Source organism: Haloferax sp. Atlit-109R (assembly GCF_003665865.1).
GTDB classification, from domain to species: domain Archaea; phylum Halobacteriota; class Halobacteria; order Halobacteriales; family Haloferacaceae; genus Haloferax; species Haloferax volcanii.
Map to the genome: position 1 here is coordinate 169,344 of NZ_QPLO01000002.1, position 26,252 is coordinate 195,595.

The following is a 26,252-nucleotide window of genomic DNA, read 5'->3' on the forward strand; positions in this document are numbered from 1 at the left end:
CTTCCGCGGCGCGCCTAAAAACAGGCCCGGATTGCGGGGAAGGGTCCTCGCGCGGGCAGGGGTACGGTACATGTTAGCATTTCAGAGCAGATATGAGTTGCGGCGGGGCTCGGTGGCGGACGGTCGAAAGAAAAGCCCGCACGACAGCGGTTCGCTGTGGGCTCGGGGTGCGCCGCGCGCTCAGTAGCCGCGGGTGATGAGGTAGTCCGCGATGTCGCACAGCAGGTCGCGGGCCTCGTTGTCCGGGAGGACGTCGAGCCGCGATTTGGCCTGTTCGGTGAGGTCTTCGGCCATCTCGCGGGCGTAGTCGATGCTGCCCGCCTCGTTCAGTTCGGCGACGGCGGCCTCGACGGCGTCTTCGGTGAGTTCCTCGGCCGTCTCGGCGTCGACGAGGTCGTCCACGTCGATGCCCTGCTGGCGCGCGTGAAGCGAGATGATGGTCTCTTTGTTCTCCACGAGGTCCGAGCCGCGCTGTTTGCCGAGCTGGTCGGACGGCACGGTCAGGTCGAGCACGTCGTCTTGAATCTGGAACGCGCTGCCGGACGCGATGCCGTACTGGTAGAGCGCCTCGACGACCTCGTCGTCGGCGCCCATGACGACCGCCGGAACGGCGGCCGCGGTCCCGTAGAGCACCGCCGTCTTCAGTTCGACCATCTGGAGGTACTCGTCGGGGAGCACCTCGGTGCGGCGCTCGAACTCGATGTCGAGCGCCTGCCCCTCGCAAATCTGCGTGCAGGTGGTCGCGAGCCGGCGGACGGCTTCGAGGCCGTCGGCGGGGTCCGCGCCCGTCTTCGTCAGGAGTTCGAACGCCTTGGCGTACAGCGTGTCGCCGGCGAGGATGGCGGTCGAGTTGTCGTACTCCTTGTGGACCGCCGGGACGCCGCGACGGAGGTCGTCGTCGTCCATGATGTCGTCGTGGATGAGCGTGAACGACTGGATGACCTCGATGCTCACGGCCGCGACCATCACGTCGATGGGGTCGCCCGCGAGCGTCGGGAACGCCCGGTAGTCCTCCGACATCGGTTCGACGTCCGCGAGGGACTCCGCGGTCAGGAGGGAGACGGTCGGCCGGAGGCGTTTGCCGCCGGCTTTCAGGAGGTACCGTGAGGCCTCGTAGAGCCGTTCGGGCTCGGCCATCGGTACGTCCTCGTCGAGCGCGTCGTTGACGAGTTCGCGCCGCTCGCGAATCGCCTCGAGCACCCGCTTTTCCGTCGCGTCGGGAGTCATCACTCCACCAGCTGAATCATGTTGCCGTTCCGCGTGACGTGGAGGTCGCGACCGAGGGCGTAGCCCTGACTCTCCGCGAGGTCCACGTACGGAGCGAAGCCTTTCAGGTTCTGGTGAGCCGGGATGACGTGCTGGGGCTGGAGCGCCTGGAGCATCTCGTAGTGGCCCTCCTCTCGGAGGTGGCCCGAGACGTGAATCTCGTCGTAGATGCGCGCGCCCTGCATGCGCAGGAGGCGTTCGGACTGGTAGCGCTGGCCCTCGTTCGTCGGCTCCGGGATGACCCGCGCCGAGAAGATGACCTTGTCGCCGTCGTCAATCTCGTACGGCGTCTCGCCGCGGCCCATGCGGGTGAGCATCGCGCGCGGCTCGCCCTGGTGGCCCGTGACAATGGGCAGGTAGTTCTCCTTGCCCTCCTTCATGATTCGCTTGAAGGTGCGGTCGACGGACTTGCGGTGGCCGTACATCCCGAGGTCGTCGGGGAGGTCGACGAAGCCGAGGCGCTCGGCCGTGCCGGAGTACTTCTCCATCGAGCGGCCGAGGAGGACCGGCTGGCGGCCGATATCCTTGGCGAACTCGACGAGCGAGGAGACCCGGGAGATGTGCGACGAGAACGTCGTCGCGACGATGCCGCCGTCGTAGTCCTCGACGGAGGTCATCACGTCTTTGAGGTGGCGGCGCGCGACGGACTCGGAGGGCGTGCGGCCCTTCCGGCCGGCGTTCGTACAGTCTTCGATGTACGCGAGCACGCCGTTGCCCTCGCGGCCGATTTCGCGGAAGCGCTTCATGTCGATGGGGTCTTCGAGGACCGGCGAGTGGTCCATGCGCTTGTCGAGGCCGTAGACGATTGCGCCCTCGGGCGTGTGGATGACCGGGTTGATGGCGTCGATGATGGAGTGGGTGACGTGGACGAATTCGAGTTCGACCTGTCCGGAGTCGCCGATGGACATCGTCGACCCGGCTTCCATCTTGACGAGGTCGTTGTTGACGTTGAACTTGTTCTCGCCTTCGATCTGCTGTTTCACCAGTTCGATGGTGAAGGGCGTGGCGACGACGGGGGCGTCGTAGCGGTGGGCGAGCTTGGAGATGGCCCCGATGTGGTCGAGGTGGCCGTGCGTGGGGACGATGGCCTGCACGTCTCCTTCGAGGTCGCTCATGACCCGGTCGTCCGGGATAGCGCCCATGTCGATGAGGTCGAGGCTGTGCATCTTTTCGGTCTCGACGTTGTCGTGGATGAGGACCTGCGACAGGTTGAGACCCATGTCGAAGACGACGACGTCGTCTCCGGCACGGACGGCCGTCATCTGACGGCCGACTTCTTCGTATCCGCCTATGGTTGCGATTTCGATTTCCATGGTTTGTGTGTCTCGATATTCCGAGCATCGAAAGCCACGATGTGGCGAAGGTGCTCACGGAAAGACGGGTGTCTGGGGGCCACCGGCCCCGGCGTCTTGCAGCTCGTCGGTCGAATGACCCCGCGTACGAGACGGCCCGAACCGGTCGATTTGGGCGCGCCCGCACTTACCCGCGGGTTTCTGGTACTGAGTTCTACTCGCGGGGGTACTAAAAACTACGTGGGTTCATCGCGCCCGCACGCCCGGGGTCGTGAGAGAACATCTCACGTGAGACGAGGATTCCCTCGCCCGACGACGATTTCGACCCGGACGGTCGGATTCGACGGCCATCTCGCACTGTCGGTCCGGCACATTTAAGATAACTACGAGACGGATTTGATGCATGAGCGGCCGACCTCTCGACGTCCTCGAAGCGTCACTCGACGAGCCGGTGACGGTTCTCCTCAAGGACGGAAACGCGTACTTCGGCGTCCTCGCTGGTTACGACCAGCACATGAACGTCGTACTCGAAGAAGCGCTGGACGAAGACACCGTGCCCGGGGATATCGAACTCGAGCAAGTCCAAGACACAACCATTATACGCGGCGATAACGTCGTCACCATCAAAGCATGACGGGTGCAGGAACCCCCAGCCAAGGAAAGAAGAACAAGACGACGCACGTCAAGTGCCGTCGCTGCGGCGAGAAGTCCTACCACGTGAAGAAGAAGGTCTGCTCGTCTTGCGGCTTCGGTAAGTCGAAGAAGCGTCGGAGCTACGCCTGGCAGTCGAAGTCCGGCGACAACTAACGACTCTCGACGGTCTCCGACCGTCTCTGTCTTCTCTCTCGCCGTCTGCGGCGAGAACGAACCCGCGTTCCTGACTCCCGGTTCGTCTTCGACCCCGTGACACTCGCTAGCACCGAGTACGGCGTCCCACCCCCGACCTGCGTGCAGTTCTCACCACTTTCCAGACAACCGCTACCGCCCCGAGCCGACGCTGTCGCCGCGGCCGACGAGACCAGCCCCGGGTGCGTCGCTTCCGTTCTCGTCGGGTTACGCGCCGGCTCGTAGTCGCCGCCCCGCTCCGTAAACATATGCACTAACGTGGATATTTATCGGTTGGGGACCCCGTCGTTACTGCATAAGGACGGGTTTTTTACCCCCTCGACTCTCTATCATCTTCCATGGTAACTGGGCGGGACGACTCCCACCACCACATCGGCGGACCGACCGAGAAGTGCGGTGTCGTCGGCGTCGCACTCGGCGGTCGAGACGCCGCACGGCCCCTCTACTACTCGCTGTACGCCCTCCAGCACCGGGGCCAAGAGTCCGCAGGCATCGTCACCCACGACGGGTTCCAACAGCACAGTCACGTCCAGATGGGTCTCGTCGGCGACGCGTTCGGTGCCGACGACCTCGACGGCCTGAAGGGCGAAGCCGGCATCGGCCACGTCCGCTACCCAACCGCGGGCGACGTGTCGAAGTCGTGCGCCCAGCCGTTCGCCGTCTCGTTCAAGTCGGGCTCGCTCGGTCTCGCGCACAACGGCAACCTCGTCAACGCCGACGAACTCCGCGACGAACTGGAGAACTTCGGCCACGCCTTCACCTCCACGGGCGACACCGAGGTCATCGCCCACGACCTCGCGCGCAACCTCCTCGAGGAGGACCTCGTCCGCGCCGTCAAGCGAACGATGGAGCGCATCCACGGCTCGTACGCGCTCACCATCATGCACGACGAGACGGTCCTCGGCGTGCGCGACCCCGAGGGGAATCGGCCGCTCTGCATCGGGAAAGTCGACGACGGCTACGTGCTCGCCTCCGAGTCGGCCGCCATCGACACGCTCGACGGCGAACTCGTCCGCGACGTGAAGCCGGGCGAACTCGTCGTCCTCGAACCCGACGGCTCCGGCTTCGACTCGTATCAACTGGTCGAACGCGACAACACGGCCCACTGCTTTTTCGAGCACATCTACTTCGCCCGCCCGGACTCCGTGATGAACGACACGCTCGTCTACGAGGCCCGCCGGGGACTCGGTCGGAAGCTCTGGGACGAAAACGGCGTCGACACCGACGTGGTCATGCCCGTCCCCGACTCGGGCCGCGCGTTCGCCTCCGGCTACGCCGAGGCCGCACAGGAAGACGACGCGACCGTCGAGTTCGCTGAGGGGTTGATGAAGAACCGCTACGTCGGCCGGACGTTCATCATGCCGACCCAAGACGAGCGCGAGCGCGCCGTGCGCCTGAAGCTCAACCCCATCAAGAGCACCGTCGAGGGGAAGTCCGTCACGCTCATCGACGACAGCATCGTCCGCGGGACGACCTCGAATCAGCTCGTGCAACTCTTGTACGACGCCGGCGCGACCGAGGTCCACATGCGCATCGGCGCGCCGCCCATCGTCGCGCCCTGTTACATGGGCATCAACATGGCCACCCGCGAGGAGCTCATCGCCTCGGACAAGTCAGTCGAGGAGGTCCGCGACACCATCGACGCCGACAGCCTCGGCTACCTCTCTATCGACTCCGTGGCCGAAGTGCTCGAAAAGTCCCAAAGCGACCTCTGTCTCGGCTGTGTCACCGGCGAGTACCCCTACGACATCGACGGCGAGGAAACCGACCGCGACGTGAGTCGCCCCGTCGTCGGCGCCGAAGCGCCGCTGAGCGACTGAGTCTCACCGACGCCCGTCCGACCTGCCGACCCGTCCGACCCGCCGACCTCTCGACACAGAAGACAGTCACCGAGAGCCGCGATAGCATAGTCAACGCGGCCTTTCTTTTCTCTCGCGCCCGTCGTTCGGACCGTACTCCGACTCGCCGAGAACCGGGTTGCGAGCGGAGTACGGAGTGCGAATCGACGGGGCGGACGCCGCGGGAGGGCTCGCACGCCCCGTCTCTGTGACCTGCCGGTCGCACCACGTACTACCGCCCGTCCGAACTAACGGCCCTCGGGCCGCGCGCTCCGCCGCGGGCGTCGGACGGGTACTCCCTTGGAACGCCCGAGCGACGGCGCTCGCCGTCCCTCCTCAGTAGATGACGTAGAGGAGGACGTAGACGACGTTTCCGAGGACGAACGAGACGAGCCACAGCGAGGCCGCGACGCGGCCGAACCGAGCGTGTTCGGTTCCGAAGACTTCGGTTATCGGTCGCGTCAGTGCCAACAGCAGGACGTAGTAGACGACGGGGACGCAGACGATAGCCAGAAGGATGTGAATCGCCAGCGTCGGGAGGTAGACGAACTGATAGACCGCGTCGGGGCCGGGGAACTCGGCGGTCCCCTGAACGACGACCTTGTAGAGATAGAGGACGAGGAACGTCGCAAACAGGAGGAACGAGGCGAGCATCATGCGCCGGTGGCGCTCGATGTCGCCGCGGCGGACGAACCGGACGCCGGCGAGGATGGTGACGATGGCGACGGTGCTGATGACCGCGTTGACGTGCGGAATCGCGTTCAGCGCGGCCGCCGGCGCGGTCGGAATCGCGGCGCGGGGAATCGCGCCGAGCGCCGCGCCGAAGACGAGCGCGAGCGACAGTACCGAGAGGAGAGCGGTCAGTCCGCGGACGTGGTCGCGTGCTCGGAACTCCATGGGCGTACTCCGGGGCCGCGAGGCCAAAATCGTTCGGTCGCCCGACCGCGGTACGACGCCTGCAAACGCCCGACATTGCCGAGTCGAAAGGAAAGTCATTTAAATTACCGCGGGGTAACGGAGAGTGCAGTAAGACACAGCGAGCGTGGGTAGCCAAGCCAGGCCAACGGCGCAGCGTTGAGGGCGCTGTCCTGTAGAGGTCCGCCGGTTCAAATCCGGTCCCACGCATCGCATGTGCGGACTCACAGTCCGCAATGAGGCGGCGTAGCCGCCGAATGATGCAGGTGACGTCCCTACACGGACATCACCCACGCACAATCCTTCCACGAAACTACACCCCGAGAGGCATCCTTCTCCGGGTTTTTTCGGTGTTCACCGGCCAGTGGCCGTGCAACCGTCGACCTCGGTCTCGGCCGCATCCCCGTGCCGCGAGTTTAAAAGGGTCGAACGAGTAACACGCGGCATGGCCAAGTACTCGACGAACCGGGGCGGTGGCGGCGGCGACGGCGACAGTTGCGAACTCTGCGGCCGAAGCACCGCGAAGCTCCGGCGTGCGAACGTGGCCGGCGCGGACCTGTTGGTCTGTCCGGACTGCGCGCCGCACGGCGAGAACCGCCACGCGGACCGAAAAAGCGGGTCGAGCGACGCCTCCCGGGACAGCTCATCGGGGAACCGCAAGAAGCGCGCCGCCCAGCGCACCGCCAAGCTGTACGACAGCGCGAAGGGCGACTCCAAACACTGGGAGGAAAAAGGGACGAACTACGAGAAAGACCGGCTTCCCTACCTCGTCTCCGGCTACGGCGGCGTCGTCGAGTCCGCCCGGCAGGACGCCGGGCTCCAGCTCGCTGAACTCGCGGACGAACTCGACCTCGACGAGAAGCAACTGCTCGCCATCGAGCAGGGCCGCGCCACGCGGGCGAACGTCGGGGGGTCGGCCATCCGCGCCCTCGAAGAGCGCCTCGGCGTGACCCTCGTCGACGAGTAGCACGATTTTTCTCGGTCGGGCGTCTCGACGCGCATATGTCCGACTCACTCGCACCCGACTCCCCGACGGTCCGGGCGTTCGACGCGACGGTGACGCGCGTCGACGGTCGGTCGGTCGTCCTCGACGAGACGTACTTCTATCCAGAAGGCGGCGGCCAGCCCGCCGACCGGGGCGTTCTCGGCGGCGTCGACGTCGAACACGTCCGCACGAACGCCGACGGCGCGGTCGTCCACGACCTCGCGGCCGACCCCGACTTCGCCGCTGGCGACGAGGTGACGGGCGTCGTCGACGACGACTTCCGGACGTACTGCATGCGGGCGCACACCGCGAGTCACGTTCTCTACGGCGCGGGTCGCCGCATCTTCGACGACCTCGGCTACGGCGGCTTCGACATCTCCGCGGAGAAGGTCCGCGTCGACTTCGAGACCTCGACCGAGGTCGACGACGACGCGCTCGTCGAACTGGAGCGCCTCGTCAACCGGGCGGTGTGGGACAGCCGCGAGGTGTCGTGGGAGGAGATTCCCGTCGCGGAGGCCCGCGACCGCGAGGAAATCGCGTTCAACGTCAAGACCGAGGAAGGCGTCTTCTCCGAGTCCGAAACCGTCCGAGTCGTCTCCATCGACGGCTGGGACTGGGCGGCCTGCGGCGGCACGCACGTCTCGAACACCGTCGAAATCGGGCCGGTCGAGGTGCTCGGCCGGTCGAACCCCGGCGAGGGTCTCACCCGCGTCGAGTTCGCGGTCGGGCCGTCGGCCGTCGACCGCCGCGCCGCGGTCCGCGGGTCCGCCTACGAGGCCGCCCGAGCGCTCGGGACGAACCTCGACGGCCTCGGAGAGTCAGCCGCCGCAGTCGCGGCCGCGCGCGAAGAACTGGAGTCCGAACTCGCGGACCTCAAGTCCGAGGTACTGCGCTCCCGACTCGCGGACTTCGAGACGGTCGAACGCGACGGGCTGACGTGGAACGTCGGTGCAGTCTCGGGCTTCGACGCGAACGAGGTCGGGGAGGCCGCCAAAGAGGCCCGCGACGGAGCGGCCGTAGACGTGTTCGTCGCCGTCGGCGAATCGGACGCGCCGTTCGTCGTCGTCGCCAGCGCCGGCGACGCGGCCGCCGGGGAGGTCGTCGCCGAGGTGACAGACGAGTTCGGCGGCGGTGGCGGCGGCGGGCCGACGTTCGCGCAGGGCGGCGGTCTCGGCGCGCCGGCCGACGAGGTTCTCGCGTACCTACGCGACTGAGTGGAGTCCCGCACAGCGACCGAGACTGTGGCGTGCTGACGCCCGACGGACGACCGGCGGTTCAATCATCTTTTTCAATGATGGTCTGTACTCATCACCATGGAAACCGTAGGGTCTGCCACGGGTCTGACCGACGAGCAACGGGCCATCCGCGACGTGGTCCACGAGTTCGCCGTCGAGGAGATTCGCCCGACTGCGCGCGAGGCCGACGAGACGGAGGCGTTCCCGGAGGACGTGTGGGACGGCCTCGCTGACCTCGACCTGACCGGCCTGACCGTCCCCGAGGAGTACGGCGGGTTCGGTGCCGACCGAGCCACCTACGCCGTCGTCAACGAGGAGGTCGCCTACGGCCAACTCGCCGTCGCCACCGCGCTCTCCGTGCACTGTCTCGCCACCGAGTGCATCGCCGAGTTCGCGACCGACGAACAGAAGGAAACGTGGCTCCCCGAGATGGTCCGCGGCCGACCGGTCGGCATGTTCGGCCTCTCCGAACCGGACGCCGGATCGAACCCCGCGGAGATGTCGACGGTCGCCCGGCGCGAGGGTGACGAGTACGTCATCAACGGCAAAAAGCAGTGGATAACGAACGGCCAGCGCGGCGGCGTCTGCATCCTCTTCGCCAAGACCGACCCCGACGACCCCTCGTCGGTCACGCAGTTCCTCGTCCCGGAGTCGGCCGGCTACGAGGTCGGCAAGAAAGAGGAGAAACTCGGGCTCCGCGCGTCCGACACGACGGCGCTGCTCTTCGACGACGTGCGCATTCCTGCGGAAAACCGACTCACTGAGGAGGGCAAGGGCCTCTCTGCGGCCTTCCGCATTCTGACCGGCGGTCGCATCGGCATCGCCTCGCAGGCCGTGGGACTCGCGCAGGCCGCGCTCGACGACGCCATCGACTACGCGAACGAGCGCGAGCAGTTCGACAAGCCCATCTCGAAGATTCAGGCGATTCGCCACAAAATCGCGGACATGGGCACGCAGGTCCACGCTTCGCGGATGCTCGTCCGCGAGGCCGCCCGCGTCGCCGACGCCGGCGACGACCCGCGGACCGCGGCGTCCATCGCGAAGTACTTCGCCAGCGAGGCCGCGGTCGACGTGACCAACGAGGCCGTGCAGGTCCACGGCGGCTACGGCTACACCACCGACTTCGACGTGGAGCGGTACTACCGCGACTCGAAGATTACGACCATCTACGAGGGGACCAGCGAGATTCAAAAAGAGATTATCGCGCGGTCGCTCCTCGACTGAACGGGCGAGCAGACCTCTTTTTCGGCCGGTCGAGTCGCTCACGGACTCCGGGCGAGCGTCGGCAGCCTTCGCTCGCGGACCACGTCGACGGCGGCGACGCCCGCGAGGAGGAGACAGCCGACGAGCGTCACCCACGCGCCGGCCGCCGAGACGAACGTCTCGTCCCACAGCTGGATGAACCGCAGGACCGCGACGGTCCCGACGACGCCGACGACGAGTTCCGCGCGTCGGGAGCGCCGTCCGGCGAGCGCGGCCACGGAGAGCAAAACGACGGTCGGGAGGAGGACGATACCGTGGACGAGTTCCAGCCCGTTTCCCATGCCGCCGTAGTAAACGTCTATGACCGGCCCCTCGTGGGCCGGGTCAACCTGTATCCACGGGAGGAAGACGCCGGCCGCGACGACGAGCGACGGGAGGACCGGCGCGAGGCGTTCGCGGAGCGCGGATGCCATGCGGGAAGCGACGCCGGGGTCCCGTATAGGCCTTCGCCCGAAGCGTCTTTTCCCCGCGGTGCCCTACTGCGGGCAATGACGCTCCCCGACCTCTCGGCGTTCGACGCGGTCGTCTACGACCTCGACGGGACGCTCGTCGACCTCCGCGTCGACTGGAACGACGCCGCCAGCGACGCCGCGGCCGTCCTACGGAACGCCGGCGTCGACGCCGACTCGCTGGACCTCTGGAAGATGCTCGACGCGGCCGACGACGCCGGCGTCCGCGACGACCTAGAGCGAGAGCTCGCGGCCCACGAACGGGAGGGCGCGTGGCTCTCCGACCGCCTTCCCCTCGCGGACCACCTCGCCGATGACGGCGTCCCCTCCGGCGTCTGCTCGCTCAACGCCGAGGACGCCTGCCGGGTCGCGCTCGACGTGCACGACCTTTCGGACCACGTCGACGCCGTCGTCGGCCGCGACAGCGTGGCGACGCGCAAGCCCGACCCGGAGCCGTTGCTCACGACGCTCGAACGCATGACGGTCGACCCCGACTCGGCCGTGTTCGTCGGCGACTCGGCCCGCGACGAGGTGACGGCCGACCGCGCCGGCGTCGCCTTCAGATACGTCGACGGCGGTCCCACCGGCGTTTGAGCGAGGGTCGAAGGAACTGGACTGGTCTGGACAGAGCAGAAGCTACGACGGGAGCAGACAGGCGGCACGGTCGCTCCGCCGGGCGGCGTGCCGCGCTCCCTCGTTGCGCCCGGCGGCGATGCTCAACGCACGAGGGCGCTGGCCGCGGAATACGTGATAAATCTCCGTACCGGCGCGGCCGTTAAGCCCGCGGAGTCCTACGCTCACCCATGGGATTCCCCGTCTCGTACTACTGTCCGCACTGCGGCGCGGTCGTCGAACTCGAACGCGACGGCTATCTGGCCGACAAGTCGGTGACGCCGTACCCGCTCGAAGGATGGGCGTACGCCGACCCGTTAGACGACTTCGAAGACGCCGAGGGCGTCCGGTTCGTCTGCGGCGAGGGCGCGGATGAGAACGCGGGTGCGAGTGAGGGCGACTCACCCCTGTCGTGGACCGGCGACGTGGTCGACGCCGACGACGTCGAACAGCCCGGATTGGCGTCGCCCTGCGGCCGCGAGTTCTACCTTTCGTTCGTCAGATACGAGGACGGCCGCGAGGTCGAGGCGGTGCCCGAGAGCGACTACGTCGTCATCGGCGGACGCGGCCCCTCGGGGCCGCCCGGCCCGCGAGGACCGGACGCGGGGCCGCGCGGTCCCGGCGGGTTCTGAGCCTCGTCCGCGACTCGCACACACTCGGTCGCCCGGCCATCTCGTCGCTTGACGGCGAGACCATCCACGTCGTGCGAGCAGGTCTCATCTCGTATTCAATAGCTCACGCGCCGACTATCCACCATGGTTCCCGTTCAGTCCTCGTTCGGTCTCGGCGACGCGCTGTTCTTCGCGCCGTTCGTCGCCCTCGCCGTCGTAATCTTCGCGTTCGCCGGCGCGGTTGTCTACCTCGAACACAGAAAAGAGATGGCGCTCATCGAGCGCGGCCACTACGACGAGGGCGACCGCGACTCGCGGGCGTGGACTCTCGGCGGCGGCCTGCTCGTCCTCGCCATCGGTCTCGGGAGCGTCGTCTCGGCGCTCCTCTCGGGCGGCGCGGTCGGTGACGGCGTGACCGCGGTGTTCGTCGGTCTCGCGGCGCTCGCGTACTACTTCTACAAGCGCCGCGCGGTCGGGACGACCGTCGCCTGAGCCGCGAAACGCGGTCGGGTCGGGGACTCAGCCCTTGATGTTGCAGACGGGGAACGTCCGCGCGACCTTGTCGCCGATGCCCAACTCGTCGGAGACGCGGACGACCTCGTCGACGTCCTTGTAGACGCCCGGCGCTTCTTCTGCGACCGTCGCGCCCGACTGGGCTTTCACGTATATCTTCTCCTGCTCGCGGAGTTCGTCCTGCACCGTCTCGCCCCAGTACTCCTGTTTCGCCTTCGTTCGGCTCATGAGCCGGCCCGCGCCGTGGGCCGTCGAGCCGAAGGTGAGGTCGAGCGACTGGTCGCCGCCGCGGAGGACGTAGCTCCCCGCACCCATGCTCCCGGGGATGATGACCGGCTGGCCCACGTCGGCGTAGGCGGGCGGGAGTTCGGGCCGGCCCGCGGGGAACGCCCGCGTCGCACCCTTTCGGTGGACGTAGAGTTCGCGCTCCTCGCCGTCTACCATGTGGACCTCCTTCTTGGCGATGTTGTGCGCCACGTCGTACAACAGGCGCATCTCCATGTCGCGCCAGTCGCGGTCGAACACGTCCGCGAACACCTCGCGCGTGCGGTGCATGATGAGCTGTCGGTTCACCCACGCGAAGTTGATGGCGGCGCACATCGCGCCGTAGTACTCCTCTGCGAGTTCGGAGCCGGCGGGCGCGGCCGCGAGCTCCTTGTCCGGCAGGTCGTCGAGCAGGTCGGCGTGTTCCTGCTCGATGCGCCGGAGGTAGTCGGTGCAGGTCTGGTGGCCGAGTCCGCGGGAGCCACAGTGGATGAGAACGACGATTTGGTCGGCTTCGAGGCCGAACGACTCGGCCACGTCGTCGCGGTAGACGTCCGTGACGCGCTGGACTTCGAGGAAGTGGTTTCCGGAGCCGAGACTGCCGATTTGGTTGCGGCCGCGGTCTTTCGCCTTCTGGGAGACGAACTCGGGACGGGCGTCGTCGCGGAAGCCTTCGTCCTCGCAGTGGGCGAGGTCGTCGTCCGTGGCGTAACCGGCGTCGACCGCCCAGCGCATCCCGCGGGCGAGGATGTCCTCGATGGTCTCGGCGTCGCCCTTGACGACGCCGCCGCCGCCGAGTCCCGAGGGGACGGCCTCGAACAGGGCGTCGACGAGTTCCTCCTCGTGGCCCTGGAGGTCCTCGTAGGTGAGGTTCGTCGTCATCATGCGGACGCCGCAGTTGATGTCGTAGCCGACCGCGCCGGGGGAGATACAGCCGTCCGCGGTGTCGGTCGCGCCGACGCCGCCGACGGGGAAGCCGTAGCCCTGGTGGCCGTCGGGCATGCAGATGGCGTGGTTGGTGATACCCGGCAGGTGCGTCGCGTTCCGCAGCTGTTCGAGCGTCTTGTCGTCGCCGATGTGGTCGAGCAGCGCCTCGGAGGCCAGCACCCGCGCGGGGGCGTTCATCTCGCCCTCCTGCGGAATCTCCCAGACGTGCTCGCGAACTCGTCGCAGTTCGATGTCGCCGAACTCGCGTGTTTCCATACGCGGACAATCGACGCGGCGACTCAATAGGATTCCGTCACGCCGCGAGCGCCCGCGACGAGCGGCGCGCGGCGCGACCGTCGGCGCGACGGAGACGAAGCCGACAGCTCACACGTCGAAGACGACGTACGCCTCCCAGCCGGCGTCGGTCGCTTCCAGTCGCATCTCGGAGTAGGTGACTGCTTTCACGTCGCGGGCGTCCACGTCGGAGAAGGGGACGCCCCGCGCGGACGCCTCGACGACCCACTCGTCGCCCTCCCGCCGGACGGTCGCCTCGTGGGCCGCGGGGAGGACGCCCCGCACGTCGCGCTCGTAGATGAGTTGGTCGAGGTAGTCGAACAACAACGCCTCGCGGCCCTCCGCGCGGACGGTGAACGAAAATCGGTCGCCCGTCTCGGCGGGGTCGTCGCACATGGCGGCGGTGAGTCCGTCGGCGACGGCGGCGAAGACGGCACCGAGGCTCTCGCCGTCGGCCGCGACGGCCACGTCGGCGGTGTGGTCGCGGAGCGTGAATCCCATACCGAAGGGACGGACGCGGCCGACCCTCGTCCTTTCGGTCGGCGGCGAGCGCGCGCCTCGAACCCCGTCGTCCGCGGGCGATTCGTGTCGAACGACTATCCAATCTGACGGCGGCGGCCTCAACCACGCGTTCTGACGGACGGTGGAGTTATATTCTCGCTCCGGCTACGACGGGACGTGAGCGTCAACGTGGAGATGCGGGTCGACGCCCCCGGCCAGCGCGAGTACGCCGAGGCGGCCTGGGACCTGAAAGAGCGGATTCGGGTCGAGGAGGGCCTCCTCAAGCAGCGACGGGGCTTTTTCATGGACGCCTACCGGCGGTCGAACACGTATCTCCTCTACGAGAACGACGCGCTCGTCGCGTTCGCCTCCACGCGGCGCGACGGCTACATCCTCTTTCTGGCGGTCTCGCCCGACGCCCGCGGCGAGGGCTACGGCAAGCGCCTCGTCGCCGAGGTCGCGGACGAACATCCGGTCGTGACCTGCCACGCCCGGACGACGAACACGAACGCCCTCGATTTCTACGAGCGGATGGGCTTCGAGGTCCGCCGCCGCATCGAGAACTACTACGAGGACGGCGGGGCCGCGTTCTACCTCCGACTCGGCGAGGAAGCAGGCCTCAGAGAGAAGCTCTCGGAGTTCCTCCGCCGGTAACGACCGACACCGTCGCGTTCGACGCCGATTCGAGAGCGCCAGCGCCCTCCTCGCTCCCCTTGCGCGTATCCTTAATTTTTATTCACTTCCTAGTATATGTGGTTGATATGTACATCGGAGTGCTCACCGTCCCGCTCGGAGACGAACCCCTCGACGACGCGCTCGACTATCTGTCGGGCATCGGCGTCGACGGCGTCGAACTCGCCGTCGGCGGCTGGCCCGGCGAGGATCACGTCGACCGGAGCGCCGTCCTCGCGGACGACGACGCGCAGGCCGACCTCCTCGATTCGGTCGAGAGCCGGGACCTGCAAATCAGCGCGCTCGCGACGCACAACAACCCGCTGCATCCCGTCGAGGAGACGGCCGCCGAGGCCGACACCGAACTCCGCGAGGCAATCGAACTCGCGGACGCCCTCGACGCGAACACCGTCACCTGTTTCTCGGGACTCCCCGCCGGCGGCCCGAACGACGAGGTGCCGAACTGGATTACCGCGCCGTGGCCGACCGAGCACGCCGACGCCCACGACTACCAGTGGGAGGTCGCCGTCGACTACTGGTCCGACCTCGCCGCGTTCGCGGACGACCACGGCGTCGACATCGCCATCGAGATGCACCCGAACATGCTCGTCTACGAGCCGACGGGGATGCTGAAGCTCCGCGAGGCGACCAACGACCGCATCGGCGCGAACTTCGACCCCTCGCACCTCTACTGGCAGGACATCTCCATCACCGACGCGATTCGGTTCCTCGGCGAGGCGGACGCCATCCACCACTTCCACGCGAAGGACACGAAGGTGTACGAGTCCGAGTCCCGAATCAAGGGCGTCCTCGACACGACCTCCTACGCGGACACCGCCGACCGCTCGTGGCTGTTCCGCTCTATCGGCTACGGCCACGACGAGGGCCACTGGAAGGACGTTGTCTCGACGCTTCGGATGGTCGGCTACGAGGGCGCGCTCTCCATCGAACACGAGGACGCGCTCACGTCGTCCACGGAGGGACTCGAAAAGGCCGTCGACGTGCTCTCGCGCGCCGTCTTCGAGACGCAACCCGGCGACGCCTACTGGGCGGAGTAATTCATGACTGACAAACTTTCCGTCGGCGTCCTCGGCTACCGATTCAGGCCCACCTTTTTCCGGTTCGGGGCCGCTTCGCAACCCACTCACCGCAAAAATCTGGACCAAAAAACGCCGCGAGACTCGGCCTCCGGCCTCGCTCGCGGTACTGCATCGGTCACGGAGGTGGCACAATGACTGAACCACTCACCGTCGGCGTCCTCGGCTACCGCTTCATGGGGAAGGCGCACTCCAACGCGCTCGCCCGCCTGCCGATGTTCTTCCCCGACGCGCCCGACGTGGAGCGCTCCGTCATCGTCGGCCGCGACGAGGAGGCGCTTTCCGACGCGGCGGAGCGCTTCGGCTTCGAATCGACCGCGACCGACTGGCGCGACGTGGTCGACGACGTGGACGTGTTCTACAACCTCGGCCCGAACCACCTCCACGCCGAACCCTCCATCGCCGCGCTCGAAGCCGGTGCCAGCGTCTTCTGCGAGAAGCCGCTCGCGCCGACGCTCGACGAGGCCGAGGCGATGCGCGACGCCGCCCACGCGGCCGACGGCGTCGCCGGCTGTGCGTTCAACTACCGCTTCGTGCCCGCCATCCGGTACGCCAAGCGACTCATCGAGAGCGGCGAACTCGGCGAGATTCGACACGTTCGCGGGCGCTACTTGCAGGATTGGCTCGTCGACGCCGACGCGCCGTGGACGTGGCGCATGGACGAAGACGCCGCCGGCTCCGGCGCGCTCGGTGACCTCGGCGCGCACACCATCGACCTCGTTCGGTTCCTCGTCGGTGACCGCGCCGGCGACATCGACCGCATCTCGGGGCATCTCCAGACGTTCGTCGACGAGCGGCCCGTCCCCGGCGAGGACGAGTACCGGCCCGTCACCGTCGACGACGCCTACACCGCGCAGGCCGAGTTCGAAAACGGCGCGGTCGGGAGCTTCGAGGCCTCGCGCTTCGCAGACGGCCACAAGAACGACCACACCATCGAGATTCACGGCTCCGAGGGCAGCCTTCAGTTCTCGCTCGAACGCCTCAACGAACTGGAGGTGAAAACCGGCGACGCCCGCGGCTACGAGACGGTGCTCGTCACCGACGAGGACGACCCCTACCTCGACCACTGGTGGCCGCCGGGCCACGTCCTCGGCTGGGAACACACGTTCGTCCACGAGAACTACGAGTTCCTGTCGGCGGTCGCCGGCGGCGGCGACTTCTCGCCGTCGTTCGAGGACGGCTACGAGGTCCAGTCGATTCTCGACGCCATCGAGCGCTCCGACGCGGCCGGCGAGTGGGTCAGCCTCGGCTGACGGGTCGAACGGCGAGAAGTCGAATCGGGCCGCGGGCGACGCGCCGCCCGCTCAGAACTCGATGACGCCCTCGTCGGTGATGACCTCGTCGATGAGGTCGACCGGCGTGGCGTCGTAGGCGGGGTTCTCCAGTTCGATGCCCTCGACGGGTTCGAGCATGACCTCGCTGGGCGAGCGAATCTCGTTTTCGAAGCGGAAGCCGCCGTCGACGACTTTCGCGCCCGAACCGACGACCGTGACCGGCACGCCGACCTCGTTGGCGGCGGCGACGAGCGGGAACGTCCCGATGCGGTTGTAGAGCGTCTCCTCGACGATGCAGTCCATGCCGATGATGACGCGGTCGCACCTCGGGAGGAACATCCCGGACGCGCCGTCGACCATCAGGTGCGGCTCGACGTCGTCGATGGCGGCGAGTTCGCGCGCGAACTTCCGGCCGAGGAAGCGCGGGCGGGCCTCCGTCACGTAGGCGGTGAGCTCCGCGCCGTCGGCGACGGCGAGTTCGACGGCCTCCATGACCGTCGAGGAGTAGTCGTGGGTGAGGAACGTCTGGCCGTCTTCGATGGTCGCGGCCGCCTGTTGGGCCGCGTGGCGCTTGCCCGTCTCGACGGTCTCGACCACGCGGTCGATGGTCGACAGGGTGAGCTCCCGCACCTCGTCGAGGTCGTCCGCCTCGCCTTGGACGCTGTGAAGCACGTCCTGGAGGGCGTTGTACAGCGACGCGTGCGACGGGTTCGCCCGCTTGAGCGCGCCGACGTTGCGTTCGAGGTCGCGTTCGAACTCCTCGACGGTCGCGTAGTCGCGCTCGGTCAGTTCCGCGAGCGCCCGCGTGGCCTTGACGGCGACGACCGAGGAGCTGTGCGTCTGCATCTCGCGAATCTCCTCGATGGTCTCGTCTATCATACGAGAACGTCGCCGTATCGTGTGAAAGAGTTTCCGGGAGCGAGCGCCGCCGCGGTCGCCGTCGCCACCGTGGGCGCGCCCCCGCGTTTGCCCGCAGTCGCCCGCTGCTCGGCCTCAGTCTTCCGCGTCGATGTCGGTGTCCAACTCCGCTTCGGGGGGCGTCCCGCCGTCGCCCGCGTTGGTCCGCTTGGCGTAGACGAACAGGGCGACGGCGGTCAGGAACCAGATAACTGCGCCGACGCGAACCGCGAACTCGGCTCGCGCGCCCCACGTCTGGAGGCCGGCGTTAATCGAGAGGACCGCGACGATGGGCGAGCCGACGAGAATCGTCGTGACGAACGTCATCTGCATGACCCACCCGTAATCGACGCCGTCCGGATTCGAGCGCTCGACTGGTTGCACGGGTAGCAGTATCACGGCGACGGCTAATGCGTGCCGGTTCGCGCTCGCGGCGCGCGCCCGACTCGCGACCCCGGGCGCTCAGCAGGCGGCGTTCGTCGCGGTCGGCTCGGTCGGAATCTCGTAGTCGACGAGGACGCTCGACGACCCGCCTTCGTGTTCGATGACGACGCGGTAGCGCTGGCCCGCCTCGCAGATGGGCCGGAGCGCGCTGTCGGAGCCGGCACCGTCGATGTGGGCGTACTCGCCGGCGGGACCGACCTCCTCGTCGCCGGTCCACACGTCCTCCCACGCGATGCGGTTGTTGGCGTCGTCGACGACGAACACCTGACTGCCGTCTTCGATGCTCCCGAACTCGTGGGTGATGTTGATGTACGCGCCGTTCGCGCCGTTGTCGACGCCGTCGGGGTGGTAGTCCACGTCGAACGACACCTGCGGTTGCGGCTCGGAGAGCACGTCTTCGAACCCCATCACCATCATCCCGACCATCGCGGCGAGGAGGACGACGATGACGACGAGAAGCGAGACGCCGACGACCGGGGAGATGCCGCGGGACGAGCGGCGCTCGGAGGGTGCTAAAGCGGGCATGCGTCGTTCGGACAGGCGCGCCCTCCTAAGTAAAGTGTTACTTCAATCGCAGGTCGGCGCGGACCGCCGCGACTCCCGGCGACTCGCGGTCGGCGGCGCGCAAGGGTGACGCTGATAACCCGGACGCGCGAACGGCACGCATGGTCACGGTACGGTCCATTCGGGCGAAGGCTGGTAGCGAGCCCATCACGATGCTCACGGCGTACGACGCGCCGACCGCGGGCGTCGTCGACGAAGCTGGCATCGACATCGTCCTCGTCGGCGACAGCATGGGTAACACGGCGCTCGGCTACGACTCGACGCTCCCGGTGACCGTCGAGGACGTGGCGAGCCGAACCGCCGCGGTGGCGCGCGCGACCGACGACGCCCTCGTCGTCGCTGATATGCCCTTCCTCTCGGTCGGCGTGGACGAGGCGTCGAGCGTCGAACACTGCGGCCGGATGCTCAAGGAGGCCGACGCCGACGCGGTCAAACTGGAGTGCGGTCCCCACACCGTCGAGTTGACCGAACGCCTCGTCCGACTCGGCGTCCCCGTGATGGCCCACCTCGGGCTGACGCCCCAGCGCGTCAAGGAGGTCGGCTACGGCAGGCAGGGCACCGACCGCGACGACGCACAGGAGATTCTCGACCTCGCGAAGGCCCACGCCGAGGCGGGCGCGTTCTCGCTCGTCCTCGAACACGTCCCGGCGAACCTCGCGAAACAGGTCACAGAGGCCATCGACATCCCGACAATCGGCATCGGCGCGGGCCCCGACTGCGACGGGCAGGTGCTCGTCGTCGACGACGTGGTCGGCATGAGCGACCGCACCCCGCCCTTCGCGGCGCAGTTCGGCGACGTGAAATCGGAGATGGAGAAGGCGGTCGGCGCGTACCGGGACGCCGTCGAGGCCGGCGAGTTCCCGGCGGACGAACACAGCCACGTCGAAGACGACCTCGACGAACTGTACTGAGCGCGCGACCCCGAGACCCGCGCTCGCGCCCGGTTGCGACGACTTACGCCACGCGGCGGTCGAGGAACGACTTCACGGCCTCGTTGAACGCCGCCGGCCGTTCGAGCATCGCGAGGTGCGCGGCGTCTTCGACGGTCCCGAGTTCGCCGTCGGGCATCGTCTCCGCGAGGTACTCGTGGTACGACGGCGGCGTCAGGCGGTCGTACTCGCCGACGAGCGCGAGCGTCGGCACCGAAATCTCGCTCACTTCGTCGCGCACGTCGAACGTGTGACACGACAGGAAGTCGCGGCGGGTGACCGCCTGTCCGGCGTCGTACATCGCTTCTTTGGAGCCCTCGACGAGGCGCTCGTCGTCGGCGTGGAACAGTTTGTCCTCGCCGTGGAGGAAGGAGACGGCGCGGTCGAAGTCGTTTTCGAGCCAGTCCAACAGGTCCGAGAGCACGGCGAGTTTCGCGCCCGTGCCCGCGAGGACGAGCGCGTCGAGGTCGAGGTCGCGTTCGAGCGCGAGCGTCAGCGCGACCGCGCCGCCGAGCGAGTTGCCGACGAGGACGCTCGCGTCGGTCTCCTCGGCCACGGCGACCACGTCGTCGACGTAGGCCGACAGCGTCTCGTAGCCGGCGTCGGCGTCTACGTCGTCGCTGTCGCCGTGGCCGCTCAGGTCCAGTGCGGCGACCGGGTAGTCGCTCGCGAGGCGGAACTGGCCGCGCCAGACGCCGTGTGCGCCGCCGCTGCCGTGGACGCAGAGGAGCGTCGGTCCCTCGCCCCCCGCGTCGCGGTGTCGATAGGCTGTCTCCCGTCCGTGGTGGTCCACCGAAGCCGTCTCCATACCTCGAAACTGGTCGCCGCGAGCCAATAAACCCCCACGCCGGCACCGAGTTTCGGCGGCGGAGCGAGTCGGTCGACCGGGCGGCCCGCTGCCGAGGCCACTAGTTTGACGTTACTCCGCCGCGAACTACTCGGTGAGGCGTGGCGACTGTGAACCGCAATTCAACCGAAATGCGGCATATCGGTGTCGTCACCCGATTCGTCGGAGAAAGACTTATATATTCAAAACGCTAACCTTGGGTTAGACTTACCATGAGCATGCAACAGTTCGCCGGCGGGAACGAGCGGTTCATTCGCCGGTACGAATACGAAGACAGCTGGGTCATCGCGGCCGACGTGGGTCTCTCGGAAGACGAGGTCGACGTGGACATCGTCGGGTCGACCGCCATCGTCGTGGCCGACACCGGCGACCGCGTGACCGAGACTGAGTTCGAACTCCCCGCCGGCGGCGACGCCGACGTGGCGGTTCGAAACGGCGTGCTCACCATCACCCTCACCAAGTAAATGAAACTCATCGTCAAACCCCTCAAACAGAAGGACGCCGGCCGCGGGCTCGCCGCCATCGACCGAGCCGCGGCCGCGGAACTCGACCTCGAAGGCGGGGATTTCATCCGCATCGACGGTCCGAACGACGGGACCGCCATCGCCCGCGTCTGGCCCGGCTACCCCGAAGACCAGGGGACGGGAATCATCCGCATCGACGGCCGCCTCCGCCAGCAGGCCGGCGTCGGCATCGACGAGCGCGTGGACGTGGAGAAAGCGGACGTGAAGCCCGCACAGCGCGTCACCATCGCGCTCCCGCAGAACCTCCGCATCGGCGGCAACATCGGGACCTACATCCGCGACAAGCTCTCGGGCCAGCCGGTCGCACAGGGCCACAGCGTCCAGCTCCCGCTCGGCTTCGGCTTCATGAGCGCGTCGAACCAGTCGGTCCCCATCAAAATCGCGTCGACGGACCCCGACGGGACCGTCGTCGTCACCGACAACACCGAGTTCCAGGTGAGCCAGAAGCCCGCCGAGCAGATTTCGGAGTCCGCGCCGGGCGACGACGGCGGCCCTTCCGTCACCTACGAGGACATCGGCGGCCTCGACAAGGAGCTCGAACAGGTCCGGGAGATGATAGAGCTCCCGATGCGCCACCCCGAACTGTTCAAGCGCCTCGGCATCGAGCCGCCGAAAGGCGTGCTCCTCCACGGCCCGCCGGGCACGGGGAAGACCCTCATCGCCAAGGCCGTCGCCAACGAAATCGACGCCTCGTTCCACACCATCTCCGGCCCGGAGATTATGTCGAAGTACTACGGGGAGTCCGAAGAGCAGCTCCGGGAAATCTTCGAGGAGGCGACGGAGAACTCGCCCGCCATCGTCTTCATCGACGAGATAGACTCCATCGCGCCCAAGCGCAGCGAGGCCGGCGGTGACGTGGAGCGCCGCGTCGTCGCCCAGCTGCTGTCGCTCATGGACGGCCTCGACGAGCGCGGCGAGGTCGTCGTCATCGGCGCGACGAACCGCGTGGACGCCATCGACAACGCGCTCCGCCGCGGCGGCCGCTTCGACCGCGAAATCGAAATCGGCGTCCCGGACCGCGACGGCCGCAAGGAAATCATGCAGGTCCACACGCGGAACATGCCGCTGACCGACGACGTGGACCTCAACGCCTACGCCGACAGCACCCACGGCTTCGTCGGGGCCGACCTCGAATCGCTGGCCAAGGAGTCGGCGATGCACGCCCTGCGGCGCATCCGCCCGCAGCTCGACCTCGACGCCGAGGAGATAGACGCCGAGGTGCTCGAAGGCCTCAAAGTCACGGAAGACGACTTCAAGCAGGCGCTCAAGAGCATCGAACCCTCCGCGCTCCGCGAGGTGTTCGTCGAGGTCCCCGACGTGACGTGGGAGGACGTGGGCGGACTCGAACCAACCAAAGAGCGCCTCCGCGAGACCATCCAGTGGCCCCTCGAATACCCCGAGGTGTTCCAGCAGATGGACATGGACGCCGCCAAGGGCGTCCTGATGTACGGCCCGCCGGGCACGGGGAAGACCCTGCTGGCGAAGGCCGTCGCCAACGAGGCGGAGTCGAACTTCATCTCCATCAAGGGCCCCGAACTCCTGAACAAGTTCGTCGGCGAGTCCGAAAAGGGCGTCCGCGAGGTGTTCAAGAAGGCCCGCGAGAACGCCCCGACGGTGGTGTTCTTCGACGAAATCGACTCCATCGCGACCGAGCGCGGCCGCGACTCGTCGAGTTCGGGCGTCACCGAGCGCGTCGTCTCCCAACTGCTCACCGAACTCGACGGTCTCGAAGCGCTCGAAGACGTGGTCGTCATCGCGACGACCAACCGGCCGGACCTCATCGACTCGGCGCTCCTGCGCCCCGGTCGCCTCGACCGCCACGTCCACGTGCCCGTGCCCGACGAGGACGCTCGCCGCGCCATCCTCGACGTGCACACCCGCGAAAAGCCGCTCGCGGACGACGTGGACCTCGATAAAATCGCGTCGAAGACCGACGGCTACGTCGGTGCCGACCTCGAAGCGCTCGCCCGCGAGGCGTCGATGAACGCCTCCCGCGAGTTCATCCGGAGCGTCGAGAAAGAGGAAATCGGCGAGAGCGTCGGCAACGTCCGCGTGACGATGGACCACTTCGAGGACGCCCTCGACGAAATCGGCGCGAGCGTCACCGACGACGTGCGCCGCCGCTACGAGGAAATCGAAGAGCGCTTCCAGAAGAGCGAGGTCGAACGCGACCGCGAGACGGAAGTCGGTCGCACCTTCCAGTAAGCGCCTCGTAACGCCCGCTCAGACGTATTTTTCCGAACGCGTTCCAGCCACCGAGCGATGGCGACTGTTCGCCCACCATCCGCCCGACTCAGAGGCGCGACCGTCACGTTCATATCACTCCCAACTGCTACGTAGTGGTACGCGGTTCTCGGGATACGAAATAATCAACGAGTTCTGCGTTTATTTCACCGGAAATGCGGTGTGTCTCCCGTCGTTTGTAAAGAATATACTCGGTCGGTAGTTGTCAGTTCGACGCGAGGGGGCGCGGAGTGGCCGGCCGCCCGCTCAGCCGTCGAGGTCGGCGAGGATTTCGTCGGCGTGGCCGTCGGGCGAGACGCCCTCGTAGACCCGTTCGACGGTCCCGTCGGGGCCGACGAGGTAGGAGTTGCGGAACACGCCGTCGAACGTCTTGCCGAACATGTTCTTTTCGCCGTAGGAGTCGTACGCCGCGGAGACGCTGCCGTCTTCGTCCGACAGGAGCGTAAAGGGGAGGTCGTACTTCTCGGCGAACGAATCGAGGTCAGACACGGGGTCGTCGCTGATGCCGATGACCGTCGCGTCGCGGTTTTCGAACTCGTCCCACGAGTCGCGGAAGCCGCAGGCCTCGGTGGTACAGCCCGGCGTGTCGGCGCGCGGGTAGAAGTAAACCACGACGTGTTCGCCGCGGAAGTCGGACAGTGAAACGAGGTCGCCGTGCTGGTCGGGCAGTTCGAAGTCGGGGGCGTCGTCGCCGGGTTCGAGCATGGCCACCTGTTCAGGCGGCGGAAAGAAGGGTCTTTCTCAGTCGAGTCGCTCGGCCGCGCCGCGCTCGACCAGCGGGTCGGCGTTGGCCGCCGGGAGCGTCACCACGTCCTCGGTGGCGAGGTCGTACTCGCGCTCGTCGACGCCGAGGATGGTCCCCACGTCGGCGGTGATGCGCACCGTCTCGCGCTCGTCGGCGAGGCCGGAAAGCGGGTCGTCCGCGGACGATTCCACCGTGTCGGTGTCGCCCGCCGGCGGGGCCGCGGTCTCCGGGTCGGGGTCGTCCGGGGGAATCGCGGGGTCGGAATCCGCAGAGCCGGAGTTCGCAGCGTCGGAGTCCGAAGGCCCGGACTCACCGGAGACCGCGGCGGCCTCGGTGGCCGGTCGGTCGGCGTCCGGTTGGGGCGTCGATTGCGCGTTCGAGGCGTCGCCGCCGGTTCCGCCGCCCATCGCGTCCGCGAGCACGTCGCCCGCGGCCGAGTCGCCGGTGACGGCCTCGGGAGCGCTGGCGTCGGTTCCGGGGCCGGTCGGCGCGGTCTCCGGGTCGGGTTCGTCCGGCGGAATCGCGGCCCCGGAATCCCCGGGCGCGTCCGGCTCCGCGGTCGTCACGTCGGTCGCCGCAACGTCTCCCCGCGGGGAGTCGGCGGCCGACACGTCTTCGAGCGCGGACAGCACCGTCCCGCGGTTCTCCTCGATGCGGGCGACGAGGTCGTCGAACAGCCGCTTTTCCTCGCGGGTCAGCCCGTCCGTCTCGGAGGTCATCCCCGCGGCCGCGAAGCTCGCGGCCTTGACGACCTTGCCGACGCGGCGCTCGTAGATGGAGGTGACGACCTCCTCGGCCGTCTCGATTTCGTCCGTGAGCCGCCGAATCTCCGGCGAGTAGTGGGTGCCGAGCTGTTCGGCCTTCCGTTCGCGCGTCGCCTTCTGCTCGGCGATGAACTCCGCGACGTCCTCGTAAAACGACTCGCGGAGGTGCTGTAAGCTGTCTTTCTGTCGCTCCGTCCGAAGCACGCTCCTGAGGTCGTCCACGTTCATTCTGTCACCTTCTCGGCTCGACCGCGAGTCATGAGAAACACGCCGAGGCTCTCGTCTACCGACTGCACGCCGGAGTCGAGTGTAAAGCTATCGCCGTCGAACTCGACCGCGCCGGGGTCGGTCACGTTCACGCTGATGTCGCGGCCGCGGAAGCGGTCCGGGACCGCATCGGAGAGGGGGTCGAAGCCGTCGATTTCGTCGCGGTCGAGCGGTTCGACGACGAGCCCCGACCCGCCGTGGAGGCTCTTGGGGAGGCGAATCAGCCGCTTCGTGTCGGTCGTCACGGGTTCGTCTATCGGTGAGGTCTGGTCCTCGACGGTCTCGTGTGCGAGCGCCTCGACGAGCGTCCTGACGCCGGGGCCGCCGGCCTCGACGTTGCCCTCGCGGACGGCGTCGGGGTTGTTGCGGAACGCGCCGAGAATCGTCTTCGCGCGCCCGTCGCCGATGCCGTCGAGTTCCTTCAGCCGCGAGAGCGCGGCGTCTTCTTCCATCTCCAACAGCGCGTCCACGAAGTCGAGGAGTCGCCGGTGGGTCCGCCGCCCCCATCCGCCCTCGGTTCGGAGGACGCGCTGGGTCGTCGTTCCGTGCTGTCGCGTCTCGATGAGCGCGTCGAAGTCGAGGTCGATGGCGCGGATGTAGTCCACGATTTCGCGGCGGGCCTCGCTGTCGAGGCCGCGGACCGACTCGTCGCGCACGTGGACGTGGTAGCCGCGGCCGCCGGAGAACACCGCCTGCATCTCCTCGAAGTCGAAGTCGTCTTCGAGGAGGTCGAGGAGGTCCAACAGGGCCTCCTTCCCGGCGTCGAGCATATCGGCGTAGCCCGTCGTCTCGGGGTCGATACCGGGGAGATGGTCCGCGTCGATGTCGAAGACGAGGTCCGCCTCGCGCCAGTCCTTGTCGTCCATCGACCCCGCTCCGGGGTCCGCAAACCGGGCCGACGAGAAGTAGACGTGTCGAGGGGCGCTGCGGGCGAGGTAGTCCGAGAGGTCCCCGAGGTCGAGCAGCGACTGGTGGCGGTGCATCCGCGTGCCGCCGGCCGACCACGGGATGACGCCCCACTCTCGCTCGCCCGGCGCGGGCGGGAGCGGAACGTCGGTGCTCCGGTAGTAGTCACCGAAGCGACCTTCGAGGTACTCGCGTGTGCGCCCGTCCATACACCTCGGGTTCCGGAGGCGTGGGTAAAGCGATTACGTCTCCGCGCCTCCGTGGTCG

General features: G+C 67.5%; 28 protein-coding genes and 1 tRNA gene. 16 read left to right on the forward strand and 13 right to left on the reverse strand.

What is annotated here, in order from left to right; translation table 11 throughout:
* Window positions 1-180 precede the first annotated feature (180 nt).
* Together idsA3 and DVK03_RS09495 are read right to left on the reverse strand one after the other, a co-directional pair.
* Complete coding sequence (gene idsA3 / locus DVK03_RS09490) at window positions 181-1,227, reverse strand: geranylfarnesyl diphosphate synthase (RefSeq protein WP_004042941.1); 1,047 nt, start codon at window positions 1,225-1,227, stop codon at window positions 181-183.
* The gene (locus tag DVK03_RS09495) at window positions 1,227-2,579 is read right to left on the reverse strand and encodes a ribonuclease J (protein WP_004061394.1); all 1,353 of its coding nucleotides are present in this window, start codon (window positions 2,577-2,579) and stop codon (window positions 1,227-1,229) included. Before DVK03_RS09495 ends, idsA3 begins: the two co-directional genes overlap by 1 nt.
* Window positions 2,580-2,961: 382 nt before the next feature.
* On the opposite strand from DVK03_RS09495, the gene DVK03_RS09500 reads away from it, so the two are divergent.
* The 3 genes from DVK03_RS09500 (at window position 2,962) to purF (ending at window position 5,224) form a co-directional block, all read left to right on the forward strand.
* A complete protein-coding gene (locus DVK03_RS09500) occupies window positions 2,962-3,192 on the forward strand; it encodes an LSM domain-containing protein (RefSeq protein WP_004042938.1) in 231 nt (76 codons plus the stop codon).
* Window positions 3,189-3,365: a 50S ribosomal protein L37e gene (locus DVK03_RS09505; RefSeq protein WP_004042936.1), complete on the forward strand. Its 177-nt coding sequence runs from the start codon at window positions 3,189-3,191 to the stop codon at window positions 3,363-3,365. The genes DVK03_RS09500 and DVK03_RS09505 overlap by 4 nt, the downstream gene beginning before the upstream one ends.
* 377 nt (window positions 3,366-3,742) lie before the next feature.
* Window positions 3,743-5,224: an amidophosphoribosyltransferase gene (gene purF, locus DVK03_RS09510; RefSeq protein WP_004061396.1), complete on the forward strand. Its 1,482-nt coding sequence runs from the start codon at window positions 3,743-3,745 to the stop codon at window positions 5,222-5,224.
* Between the two features lie 354 nt (window positions 5,225-5,578).
* Here purF and DVK03_RS09515 read toward each other — a convergent pair whose 3' ends face one another.
* Window positions 5,579-6,139 carry a DUF420 domain-containing protein gene (locus DVK03_RS09515; RefSeq protein WP_004042923.1) on the reverse strand — a complete coding sequence of 187 codons (561 nt, stop codon included), beginning with the start codon at window positions 6,137-6,139 and terminating at the stop codon, window positions 5,579-5,581.
* Between the two features lie 143 nt (window positions 6,140-6,282).
* Here DVK03_RS09515 and DVK03_RS09520 point away from each other — a divergent pair.
* From DVK03_RS09520 to DVK03_RS09535, 4 genes are all read left to right on the forward strand, one after another.
* Window positions 6,283-6,367, forward strand: a tRNA-Leu gene (locus DVK03_RS09520).
* A 235-nt stretch (window positions 6,368-6,602) separates the two neighbouring features.
* Entirely contained in the window at window positions 6,603-7,124 is a 522-nt protein-coding gene (locus DVK03_RS09525; RefSeq protein WP_115802811.1) for a multiprotein-bridging factor 1 family protein, read from the forward strand.
* Between the two features lie 35 nt (window positions 7,125-7,159).
* Window positions 7,160-8,356 (forward strand): DHHA1 domain-containing protein, encoded by a 1,197-nt coding sequence (locus DVK03_RS09530; RefSeq protein WP_115802812.1) that lies wholly within the window; start codon window positions 7,160-7,162, stop codon window positions 8,354-8,356.
* Window positions 8,357-8,455: 99 nt separating this feature from the next.
* Window positions 8,456-9,601 (forward strand): acyl-CoA dehydrogenase family protein, encoded by a 1,146-nt coding sequence (locus tag DVK03_RS09535; protein WP_004061402.1) that lies wholly within the window; start codon window positions 8,456-8,458, stop codon window positions 9,599-9,601.
* A gap of 38 nt (window positions 9,602-9,639) precedes the next feature.
* On the opposite strand, the gene DVK03_RS09540 is transcribed toward DVK03_RS09535, so the two are convergent.
* Window positions 9,640-10,053 (reverse strand): hypothetical protein, encoded by a 414-nt coding sequence (locus tag DVK03_RS09540; RefSeq protein WP_004061404.1) that lies wholly within the window; start codon window positions 10,051-10,053, stop codon window positions 9,640-9,642.
* A gap of 75 nt (window positions 10,054-10,128) precedes the next feature.
* Here DVK03_RS09540 and DVK03_RS09545 point away from each other — a divergent pair, with 75 nt between their 5' ends.
* The 3 genes from DVK03_RS09545 to DVK03_RS09555 all read left to right on the forward strand — a co-directional run bounded on the left by DVK03_RS09545 (window position 10,129) and on the right by DVK03_RS09555 (window position 11,804).
* The gene (locus tag DVK03_RS09545) at window positions 10,129-10,683 is read left to right on the forward strand and encodes an HAD family hydrolase (protein WP_004061406.1); all 555 of its coding nucleotides are present in this window, start codon (window positions 10,129-10,131) and stop codon (window positions 10,681-10,683) included.
* 209 nt (window positions 10,684-10,892) lie between these two features.
* Entirely contained in the window at window positions 10,893-11,333 is a 441-nt protein-coding gene (locus DVK03_RS09550) for a hypothetical protein (protein ID WP_004061407.1), read from the forward strand.
* 123 nt (window positions 11,334-11,456) lie between these two features.
* Window positions 11,457-11,804 (forward strand): hypothetical protein, encoded by a 348-nt coding sequence (locus tag DVK03_RS09555; RefSeq protein ID WP_115802813.1) that lies wholly within the window; start codon window positions 11,457-11,459, stop codon window positions 11,802-11,804.
* A gap of 27 nt (window positions 11,805-11,831) precedes the next feature.
* Here the strand turns inward: DVK03_RS09555 and DVK03_RS09560 are convergent, their stop codons facing one another.
* Both DVK03_RS09560 and DVK03_RS09565 read right to left on the reverse strand, forming a co-directional pair.
* Window positions 11,832-13,292 (reverse strand): RtcB family protein, encoded by a 1,461-nt coding sequence (locus tag DVK03_RS09560; RefSeq protein WP_115802814.1) that lies wholly within the window; start codon window positions 13,290-13,292, stop codon window positions 11,832-11,834.
* Window positions 13,293-13,400: 108 nt separating this feature from the next.
* A complete protein-coding gene (locus DVK03_RS09565) occupies window positions 13,401-13,811 on the reverse strand; it encodes an archease (RefSeq protein WP_115802815.1) in 411 nt (136 codons plus the stop codon).
* 177 nt (window positions 13,812-13,988) lie between these two features.
* Here DVK03_RS09565 and DVK03_RS09570 point away from each other — a divergent pair, with 177 nt between their 5' ends.
* The 3 genes from DVK03_RS09570 to DVK03_RS09580 all read left to right on the forward strand — a co-directional run bounded on the left by DVK03_RS09570 (window position 13,989) and on the right by DVK03_RS09580 (window position 16,833).
* Window positions 13,989-14,465 carry an N-acetyltransferase gene (locus DVK03_RS09570; RefSeq protein WP_004061415.1) on the forward strand — a complete coding sequence of 159 codons (477 nt, stop codon included), beginning with the start codon at window positions 13,989-13,991 and terminating at the stop codon, window positions 14,463-14,465.
* A 107-nt stretch (window positions 14,466-14,572) separates the two neighbouring features.
* The gene (locus tag DVK03_RS09575) at window positions 14,573-15,541 is read left to right on the forward strand and encodes a sugar phosphate isomerase/epimerase (RefSeq protein WP_008608883.1); all 969 of its coding nucleotides are present in this window, start codon (window positions 14,573-14,575) and stop codon (window positions 15,539-15,541) included.
* 173 nt (window positions 15,542-15,714) lie between these two features.
* Window positions 15,715-16,833: a Gfo/Idh/MocA family protein gene (locus DVK03_RS09580; RefSeq protein ID WP_115802816.1), complete on the forward strand. Its 1,119-nt coding sequence runs from the start codon at window positions 15,715-15,717 to the stop codon at window positions 16,831-16,833.
* A 51-nt stretch (window positions 16,834-16,884) separates the two neighbouring features.
* Here DVK03_RS09580 and DVK03_RS09585 read toward each other — a convergent pair whose 3' ends face one another.
* The 3 genes from DVK03_RS09585 to DVK03_RS09595 all read right to left on the reverse strand — a co-directional run bounded on the left by DVK03_RS09585 (window position 16,885) and on the right by DVK03_RS09595 (window position 18,720).
* Complete coding sequence (locus DVK03_RS09585; protein WP_115802817.1) at window positions 16,885-17,733, reverse strand: translation initiation factor eIF-2B; 849 nt, start codon at window positions 17,731-17,733, stop codon at window positions 16,885-16,887.
* Between the two features lie 114 nt (window positions 17,734-17,847).
* Window positions 17,848-18,084: a DUF5822 domain-containing protein gene (locus tag DVK03_RS09590; RefSeq protein ID WP_006601514.1), complete on the reverse strand. Its 237-nt coding sequence runs from the start codon at window positions 18,082-18,084 to the stop codon at window positions 17,848-17,850.
* 129 nt (window positions 18,085-18,213) lie between these two features.
* A complete protein-coding gene (locus DVK03_RS09595; protein ID WP_115802818.1) occupies window positions 18,214-18,720 on the reverse strand; it encodes a type IV pilin in 507 nt (168 codons plus the stop codon).
* A 140-nt stretch (window positions 18,721-18,860) separates the two neighbouring features.
* On the opposite strand from DVK03_RS09595, the gene panB reads away from it, so the two are divergent.
* Complete coding sequence (panB, locus tag DVK03_RS09600; protein ID WP_115802819.1) at window positions 18,861-19,670, forward strand: 3-methyl-2-oxobutanoate hydroxymethyltransferase; 810 nt, start codon at window positions 18,861-18,863, stop codon at window positions 19,668-19,670.
* Between the two features lie 43 nt (window positions 19,671-19,713).
* On the opposite strand, the gene DVK03_RS09605 is transcribed toward panB, so the two are convergent.
* Complete coding sequence (locus DVK03_RS09605) at window positions 19,714-20,496, reverse strand: alpha/beta fold hydrolase (RefSeq protein WP_004061429.1); 783 nt, start codon at window positions 20,494-20,496, stop codon at window positions 19,714-19,716.
* 251 nt (window positions 20,497-20,747) lie between these two features.
* Between DVK03_RS09605 and DVK03_RS09610 the strand changes: the two genes are divergently transcribed.
* Both DVK03_RS09610 and DVK03_RS09615 read left to right on the forward strand, forming a co-directional pair.
* Window positions 20,748-20,999: an Hsp20/alpha crystallin family protein gene (locus DVK03_RS09610; protein ID WP_004042888.1), complete on the forward strand. Its 252-nt coding sequence runs from the start codon at window positions 20,748-20,750 to the stop codon at window positions 20,997-20,999.
* Entirely contained in the window at window positions 21,000-23,264 is a 2,265-nt protein-coding gene (locus DVK03_RS09615; RefSeq protein WP_115802820.1) for a CDC48 family AAA ATPase, read from the forward strand.
* Between the two features lie 285 nt (window positions 23,265-23,549).
* Here the strand turns inward: DVK03_RS09615 and bcp are convergent, their stop codons facing one another.
* Genes bcp through priS form a run of 3 tightly spaced genes read right to left on the reverse strand, consistent with a single transcriptional unit; the run spans window position 23,550 to window position 26,194 of the window.
* A complete protein-coding gene (gene bcp, locus DVK03_RS09620) occupies window positions 23,550-24,008 on the reverse strand; it encodes a thioredoxin-dependent thiol peroxidase (RefSeq protein ID WP_115802821.1) in 459 nt (152 codons plus the stop codon).
* 36 nt (window positions 24,009-24,044) lie between these two features.
* Window positions 24,045-25,040: a DNA replication protein gene (locus tag DVK03_RS09625; protein ID WP_115802822.1), complete on the reverse strand. Its 996-nt coding sequence runs from the start codon at window positions 25,038-25,040 to the stop codon at window positions 24,045-24,047.
* Window positions 25,037-26,194 (reverse strand): DNA primase small subunit PriS, encoded by a 1,158-nt coding sequence (gene priS / locus DVK03_RS09630; protein ID WP_115802823.1) that lies wholly within the window; start codon window positions 26,192-26,194, stop codon window positions 25,037-25,039. The genes DVK03_RS09625 and priS overlap by 4 nt, the downstream gene beginning before the upstream one ends.
* Between the last annotated feature and the right edge of the window lie 58 nt (window positions 26,195-26,252).

Bases quoted from the DNA above. Each gene is read 5' to 3' on its own strand.
- idsA3 (WP_004042941.1), bottom strand. From the start codon at position 1,227: ATGACTCCCGACGCGACGGAAAAGCGGGTGCTCGAGGCGATTCGCGAG.
- DVK03_RS09495 (WP_004061394.1), bottom strand. From the start codon at position 2,579: ATGGAAATCGAAATCGCAACCATAGGCGGATACGAAGAAGTCGGCCGT.
- DVK03_RS09500 (WP_004042938.1), top strand. From the start codon at position 2,962: ATGAGCGGCCGACCTCTCGACGTCCTCGAAGCGTCACTCGACGAGCCG.
- DVK03_RS09505 (WP_004042936.1), top strand. From the start codon at position 3,189: ATGACGGGTGCAGGAACCCCCAGCCAAGGAAAGAAGAACAAGACGACG.
- purF (WP_004061396.1), top strand. From the start codon at position 3,743: ATGGTAACTGGGCGGGACGACTCCCACCACCACATCGGCGGACCGACC.
- DVK03_RS09515 (WP_004042923.1), bottom strand. From the start codon at position 6,139: ATGGAGTTCCGAGCACGCGACCACGTCCGCGGACTGACCGCTCTCCTC.
- DVK03_RS09525 (WP_115802811.1), top strand. From the start codon at position 6,603: ATGGCCAAGTACTCGACGAACCGGGGCGGTGGCGGCGGCGACGGCGAC.
- DVK03_RS09530 (WP_115802812.1), top strand. From the start codon at position 7,160: ATGTCCGACTCACTCGCACCCGACTCCCCGACGGTCCGGGCGTTCGAC.
- DVK03_RS09535 (WP_004061402.1), top strand. From the start codon at position 8,456: ATGGAAACCGTAGGGTCTGCCACGGGTCTGACCGACGAGCAACGGGCC.
- DVK03_RS09540 (WP_004061404.1), bottom strand. From the start codon at position 10,053: ATGGCATCCGCGCTCCGCGAACGCCTCGCGCCGGTCCTCCCGTCGCTC.
- DVK03_RS09545 (WP_004061406.1), top strand. From the start codon at position 10,129: ATGACGCTCCCCGACCTCTCGGCGTTCGACGCGGTCGTCTACGACCTC.
- DVK03_RS09550 (WP_004061407.1), top strand. From the start codon at position 10,893: ATGGGATTCCCCGTCTCGTACTACTGTCCGCACTGCGGCGCGGTCGTC.
- DVK03_RS09555 (WP_115802813.1), top strand. From the start codon at position 11,457: ATGGTTCCCGTTCAGTCCTCGTTCGGTCTCGGCGACGCGCTGTTCTTC.
- DVK03_RS09560 (WP_115802814.1), bottom strand. From the start codon at position 13,292: ATGGAAACACGCGAGTTCGGCGACATCGAACTGCGACGAGTTCGCGAG.
- DVK03_RS09565 (WP_115802815.1), bottom strand. From the start codon at position 13,811: ATGGGATTCACGCTCCGCGACCACACCGCCGACGTGGCCGTCGCGGCC.
- DVK03_RS09575 (WP_008608883.1), top strand. From the start codon at position 14,573: ATGTACATCGGAGTGCTCACCGTCCCGCTCGGAGACGAACCCCTCGAC.
- DVK03_RS09580 (WP_115802816.1), top strand. From the start codon at position 15,715: ATGACTGAACCACTCACCGTCGGCGTCCTCGGCTACCGCTTCATGGGG.
- DVK03_RS09585 (WP_115802817.1), bottom strand. From the start codon at position 17,733: ATGATAGACGAGACCATCGAGGAGATTCGCGAGATGCAGACGCACAGC.
- DVK03_RS09590 (WP_006601514.1), bottom strand. From the start codon at position 18,084: ATGCAGATGACGTTCGTCACGACGATTCTCGTCGGCTCGCCCATCGTC.
- DVK03_RS09595 (WP_115802818.1), bottom strand. From the start codon at position 18,720: ATGCCCGCTTTAGCACCCTCCGAGCGCCGCTCGTCCCGCGGCATCTCC.
- panB (WP_115802819.1), top strand. From the start codon at position 18,861: ATGGTCACGGTACGGTCCATTCGGGCGAAGGCTGGTAGCGAGCCCATC.
- DVK03_RS09605 (WP_004061429.1), bottom strand. From the start codon at position 20,496: ATGGAGACGGCTTCGGTGGACCACCACGGACGGGAGACAGCCTATCGA.
- DVK03_RS09610 (WP_004042888.1), top strand. From the start codon at position 20,748: ATGAGCATGCAACAGTTCGCCGGCGGGAACGAGCGGTTCATTCGCCGG.
- DVK03_RS09615 (WP_115802820.1), top strand. From the start codon at position 21,000: ATGAAACTCATCGTCAAACCCCTCAAACAGAAGGACGCCGGCCGCGGG.
- bcp (WP_115802821.1), bottom strand. From the start codon at position 24,008: ATGCTCGAACCCGGCGACGACGCCCCCGACTTCGAACTGCCCGACCAG.
- DVK03_RS09625 (WP_115802822.1), bottom strand. From the start codon at position 25,040: ATGAACGTGGACGACCTCAGGAGCGTGCTTCGGACGGAGCGACAGAAA.
- priS (WP_115802823.1), bottom strand. From the start codon at position 26,194: ATGGACGGGCGCACACGCGAGTACCTCGAAGGTCGCTTCGGTGACTAC.